Origin of the sequence: Streptomyces sp. NPDC048496 (assembly GCF_043200055.1) — a bacterium.
Classification (GTDB): domain Bacteria; phylum Actinomycetota; class Actinomycetes; order Streptomycetales; family Streptomycetaceae; genus Streptomyces.
In genome coordinates, this window is the sequence record NZ_JBICXB010000108.1 from 1 (window position 1) to 5,280 (window position 5,280).

Annotated in this window: 4 protein-coding genes and 1 pseudogene; 3 read left to right on the forward strand and 2 right to left on the reverse strand. The window is 67.2% G+C overall.

Going from position 1 to position 5,280, the window contains the following annotated elements; all coding sequences use genetic code 11:
• Positions 1 to 233: 233 nt before the first annotated feature.
• A complete protein-coding gene (locus tag ACGFSA_RS34705) occupies positions 234 to 683 on the reverse strand; it encodes a carboxymuconolactone decarboxylase family protein (protein ID WP_393310104.1) in 450 nt (149 codons plus the stop codon).
• An 83-nt stretch (positions 684 to 766) separates the two neighbouring features.
• Between ACGFSA_RS34705 and ACGFSA_RS34710 the strand changes: the two genes are divergently transcribed.
• Positions 767 to 1,645 (forward strand): sigma-70 family RNA polymerase sigma factor, encoded by an 879-nt coding sequence (locus ACGFSA_RS34710; protein ID WP_393310106.1) that lies wholly within the window; start codon positions 767 to 769, stop codon positions 1,643 to 1,645.
• A 79-nt stretch (positions 1,646 to 1,724) separates the two neighbouring features.
• On the opposite strand, the pseudogene ACGFSA_RS34715 reads toward ACGFSA_RS34710, so the two are convergent.
• Positions 1,725 to 2,903, reverse strand: a pseudogene (locus ACGFSA_RS34715) (ISL3 family transposase); the annotation flags it as partial.
• 496 nt (positions 2,904 to 3,399) lie between these two features.
• Between ACGFSA_RS34715 and ACGFSA_RS34720 the strand changes: the two are divergent.
• Both ACGFSA_RS34720 and ACGFSA_RS34725 read left to right on the forward strand, forming a co-directional pair.
• Positions 3,400 to 4,134: an alpha/beta hydrolase gene (locus ACGFSA_RS34720; protein WP_393310108.1), complete on the forward strand. Its 735-nt coding sequence runs from the start codon at positions 3,400 to 3,402 to the stop codon at positions 4,132 to 4,134.
• A 309-nt stretch (positions 4,135 to 4,443) separates the two neighbouring features.
• Positions 4,444 to 5,013: a suppressor of fused domain protein gene (locus tag ACGFSA_RS34725; protein WP_393310110.1), complete on the forward strand. Its 570-nt coding sequence runs from the start codon at positions 4,444 to 4,446 to the stop codon at positions 5,011 to 5,013.
• Positions 5,014 to 5,280 lie beyond the last annotated feature (267 nt).

The window sequence follows — 5,280 nt, forward strand, 5'->3', positions numbered from 1 at the left end:
GGACAGGACACGCGTCCTCGCGGGCTTTACCGCGGTAAAGCCGCCTCCTCCGTCTCGTCCTCCCCCTCGAGCTCCTCGGCCCCCACGACCACGGAAAGTACAGAGGAATAGTCAAGACCTGTGGATCGGGGTGCCTGTCACGAATGCTCCGGACCCCGGAGTTTCAGTCTGTGGGGGCGTCATCCCTTGACGTTAGGAAGGCGCGGCCTGCGGGGGATGACGCCCCGCCCGACTCACCAGGTCTTACCGGCCTGCTCCCGGACCGTGCGGTTGATCCGGTTGAAGAGGTTGGTCATCGCGATCTCCAGGACGATCGCGCCCAGCTGCTCCTCGCTGAAGTGGTCGGCGGCGGCGTCCCAGATCTCGTCGGTCACGCCCGGTGCGCCGTCCTGGAGCCGGGTGGCGGCCTCGGTCAGGGCGAGGGCAGCCCGCTCCTCATCGGTGTAGAAGGGCGTCTCGCGCCACGCGACCACGTTGTGCAGCCGCTCCTCTGTCTCACCGGCCTCCTTCGCCGACTGGATCGTGGCGAAGACGCAGGGGCTGCAACCGTTGATCTGGCTGGTGCGCAGGTGGACCAGCGACAGCAGGTGCTTGTCTACGCCCCCGGCGTGAATCGCCTTGTAGAGGTGCTGGATCGCTGTGATCACGTCGGGGTTCGCCGGGCCGTTCATGCGTGCTTCCATCGGTGTTGCTCCTTCATCGGTTACCTGAGCCTCTTCGGGCCCGTCATCACCCATGACGGAGCAGAGCCGAGGAAGGTAACAACATGTCCGACACCAGCCCGGCGGACCCGATGGCCGAGGCGTTCGAGGCCCAGCGTGACCAACTGCGCGCGGTCGCCTACCGCATGCTCGGATCGCACGCCGACGCCGAGGACGTGGTCCAGGAGGCCTGGCTGCGCCTCTCCCGCCAGGACGCGGCGACCATCCGCAACCTCGCCGGCTGGCTGACCACGGTGGTCGGCCGGATCAGCCTCGATGTCCTGCGATCGCGCCAGGCCCGCCCGGAGGCGTCCTACGACGACCGCCTGTCCGAGCTCGTGGTGACGCTCGACGACAGCCCTGTTCCCGAGGACGACGCAGTGCTCGCCGACTCGGTCGGGCTCGCGCTCCTCGTCGTCCTGGAGTCGCTCGGGCCGAGCGAGCGGCTTGCGTTCGTGCTGCACGACCTGTTCGCGGTGCCGTTCGATGAGATCGGCCAGATCCTCGGCAAGTCCACCGCCGCCACCAAGATGCTCGCCAGCCGCGCCCGCAGGAAGGTGCACACGATTGAGCGGCCGACCGGCGTCGGACGGGAGCAGCGAGAGGTGGTCCAGGCCTTCCTGGCGGCGGCTCGCCGCGGCGACTTCGAGGAGTTGCTGCGGGTACTCGACCCCGAGGTGAAACTGACCGTCGACACCCCGTCCGGCGTAGTCGTCATCCTCGGCGCCACCAAGGTCGCAGCCGGCGCGCAACTGTCCGCCAGCGCAGCCGCACAGGGGCGGGCGGTGCTCGTCAACGGCATCCCCGGGATCATTTCCTGGCGCGAGGACGGCACCCCGCTCTCGGTCCTCGCGTTCACCGTCGTCGACGGCCGGATCATCGACATCACGGTCGTGATCGACCCGGCCAAGCTCGCGCTGATGGACCTGTCGGATCCGGCGTGAGTCCCTACCAGGGCAGGTCGCCGCCAAGCGGCCAAAGTCTGTGGATCATTGACCTGTTTCAGGCTGCGGGGGCTTCGTGGCGTTCGACGAGGTGGCCGCGTTCGAAGCGGGCCCCGGCCCGGACGAGGGCAACGAGGTGGGGTGCGTTCACGGCTCGCCAGCGGGCCTGGGCGGACTCGACGAGCTTGAACACCATCGCCAGGGCGGCGGCTCGGGACCCGGCCCACTTGGTGACCTTCGTTCGTAGCCTGACCGTCGCGAAGGTCGACTCGATGGGGTTCGTGGTCCGCAGGTGGATCCAGTGCTCGGCCGGGAAATCGTAGAACGCCAACAGCTCGTCCTCGTCATCGACGATCTTCTTGACGGCCTTGGGGAACTTTGCGCCGTACTGCTTGGCGAACGTGGCGACGGCCTTGGCCGCGTGCTCCTTGTCTTCGGCGTTGTAGATGTCCTGGATGGCCTTCTTCGCTGCGGGCTGGGCCGACTTCGGGAGGCTGTCGAGGCCGCGGTGCTGTGCGACGGTTCGTTCGGCGGCCTCGCTGAGGTTTTGCCACAAATGCCACCGATCTGCGACCTGGACAGCCTGCGGCGCCCCGGCGGCGGCGCCTTCGGCGAAGAACGGGGCACGGTCGCGGCAGACGACTTCGACACCGGGCCGCTGAGCCAGCCACGCGGCCAGCGTCGATGCCTCCCGGTCGGGCAGCAGGTCGACGGGCCGCCGGGTCTCGATGTCGACAAGGACCGTGCCGTAGTGGCGGCCCTTGCGGGTGGCGTACTCGTCGACGCCGACCACCCGTGGGGAGGGAGGTTCCGGTTCGGGAAGCGCGCCGACCAACCGCAGGACCTTGCTGCGGCTGACGGGCACTCCGAAGACGTGGGCCAGCCGGGCGCCGGCCCGGCCCGCCAGGGCGAGCCCGACCGCGGCCAGGGTGGAACGCAGCTGCTCGGTCCGCTGACTGTGCCGACGGGTCAGGCCGGGTGTCTGCTCGACGAAGGTGCGTCGTCCGCAAGAAGCGTTCCCACAGATGAACCGGCGGACCCGCAGGCGTAGGACAACGCTTCGTCCGGCGCTGGGAGCGTCAGCGGGAAACCGCAGGTAGGAACCGTGAACACGGCTGGACCATGTCTCGCAGTCCGGGCACACGGCACCCGTCGCGGTGCACTGCACGTCCACGCGCACTATCGCAATGCTCAAGTCCACCGACAGCACCGCAATGTCCGTGATTGATGGGAACAACAGCTCCTTCGAACGGAGCACGACCTCTTCCCCGGCCCCGAACTATCAGCCACGACGCACTGGACGCTGATTGTTTTCGGCAACTTCACGGGATTCTGATTGGCCGCCACCCGTTACTCAGCGTGCCCAGCCCACAAAACCTGTGCCAGAACCCGAGAACCGACAGCACCCGTACCTGAGATTGGGAGGCATCGGCGGCACGCCGTGTTCGATGTTCATGAGAGAAACCGCAGCGCCCCGGCGTGCCCTGCCGTCGCAGGGCCTCGCCTCGGGAAGCCGCGATGAGGCCCCAAGTAGCTCTGCGTAGTGTTCCGACTCGTTGGCGTCCGGCCACGGAGCCCTCAGAAGAACCCGTTGGCGAATCACAGCGAGCATTGCTAACCTTCCCCAGGCCGTGCGAGAGAACGAGGAGGTGGTACCCGTGAACGTATTCACATGGGTGCTCTCCTCCGGGGTCACGGTCGGGCGATAGGTCGTCCGGGAGCGCCGTTTCTGAGCCCTCCCGAAAGGCACGACCATGCACTTCACTTCTGAACAGCGCCTCGACGACGGCGTCCTCGAGCGCGAATTCACCCTCGGCGAGATCCCCGGCATCCTGTGGACGCCCGCATCCACATCCGCACCGGTCCCGCTGATCCTGCTCGGCCACCCCCCGCTCGGACTGCACAGGATGTACCCCCGACTGGTGGCGCGGGCCCGGCACGCCGCGACGGATGGCTTCGCCGCGGCCACCATCGAGCTCCCCGGAAGCGGTGACCGGCCCCGTTGGGCCGCCGCCGAGCAGGCCCGCGCCGAGCTGCGCCGGGCTATGGAGGCCGGCGAGCCGGTCGGCGACGAGATCATCGACGCCCTCATCCTCCCGCTCGTCGAAAAGGCGGTCCCGGAATGGCAGGCAGCCCTGGACGCCCTTCTCTCGCTGCCCGAGATCGACGGCCCGGTCGGGTACTCGGGGGGAGTGATCTCCATCGGCATCCGGTTGGCGGTGGTCGAGCCGCGCATCGTGGCCGCCGGCTTCTTCGCCGGGAGTCTCGTGCCCGCCGCCATGTTCGAGGAGGCCCGCCAGGTCACCATTCCGCTGCATGTCCTGCTGCAGTGGGACGACGAAGGGAACGACCGGCAGGCGTCCCTGGACCTGTTCGACGCCTTCGGCTCCAAGGAGAAGACGCTGCACGCCAACATGGGCGGGCACACCGGCGTCCCGCAGTTCGCAGGGGAGGACGCGGCCGGGTTCTTCGCCCGACATCTGCGCTAGCCACGGGCCGGCCCCGCCGTCAGGCCAGCAGCAGACGGTAAGCCGTGTTGGCCAGGATGCTGCTCGTCGAGGGCAGGTCCCGGCTCTCCTCAGCTCTCTACACCACGGGCCCCTGCCAACTCGGCAGGGGCCCACGCTGCCCGAAGCCATGAACAGTTCGATTTCGGCAGAGCTCCGAGTGCCGCCCAAACTCGTGTACAGGTGCTGTCGGTTCTCGGGTTCTGGCTCAACTTCTGTGGACCCGTTGCAGAGCGTTACTGGTGACGCCCCGGTGGCGTCCGCGTGTGGGTGATCGTGCAGGCTGGTTACATGGCCAGTCGCGTAGAGAAGTACCTCGCCCATCTTGACCGGCTCTCCAGGGGGCGTGAGCCGCGATTCTTCCCTGTCGAGTTGACCAAGCAGGGGCTGCGTGGTGTGACGGAGATCGTGTACGACGACCTACCGGACGGGCTTCTCACGACGTTCACCTACGGCTTGTCGCTGGCAGAACATCCGGACTGGCAGCATGGCTCGCCGGAGCTCTGTCTCAGCGTGAAGTCGACCAACGTGATCTGGGCCCACGCGGTGGGCTTCCTCGCCGAGCAGCTCCGTGGCACCTGTCCCTTCAGCTACGGCAGCACCATCAACTTCGGCGAGCGAATCGTGCCCGAGTCGGAGATGACGGCATTCTGCGTGTTCGCGCCGATGGTCCTCGATAGAGACGACTACCTGGGCATCGACGTTGGCGTTCCGGGACACGAGGGTCACGACGTGATCAACATCCAAGGGATGTACCCCATCCACGAGGTGGAGCGGCAGTTCATCAACGAGCACGGGCTTGAAGCCTTTTGGAAGAGCGATTGGGAGCCCGCTGACGTGCTGCGCCGCCCCGCAATCTGATCTGGGGAGGGAGGGTGCCGTCCTGGCGGCCCTTGCGCGTCGCGTCAGCCAGACCCGCCGGGGCACTGATCAGTTTCGGGCAACCTGACGAAGGCCCTCATGAGGTCATCCATAGCTCAGAGTGCGTGCTCCACAGAAGTTGAACCAGAACCGAAACTCGTGAACAGAGCCACCGGCTACAAGGCCGACTTCACCCCGGAAAGCCTGCGGGACATGGAGCAGTTCATGGGCAAGCACAGCGACCACGGGGTTGCGGTGGCCGGCGGA

What these genes read in the sequence shown, in the direction of transcription:
- ACGFSA_RS34705 (WP_393310104.1), bottom strand. Translation starts at nt 683, where the DNA reads ATGGAAGCACGCATGAACGGCCCGGCGAACCCCGACGTGATCACAGCG.
- ACGFSA_RS34710 (WP_393310106.1), top strand. Translation starts at nt 767, where the DNA reads ATGTCCGACACCAGCCCGGCGGACCCGATGGCCGAGGCGTTCGAGGCC.
- ACGFSA_RS34720 (WP_393310108.1), top strand. Translation starts at nt 3,400, where the DNA reads ATGCACTTCACTTCTGAACAGCGCCTCGACGACGGCGTCCTCGAGCGC.
- ACGFSA_RS34725 (WP_393310110.1), top strand. Translation starts at nt 4,444, where the DNA reads ATGGCCAGTCGCGTAGAGAAGTACCTCGCCCATCTTGACCGGCTCTCC.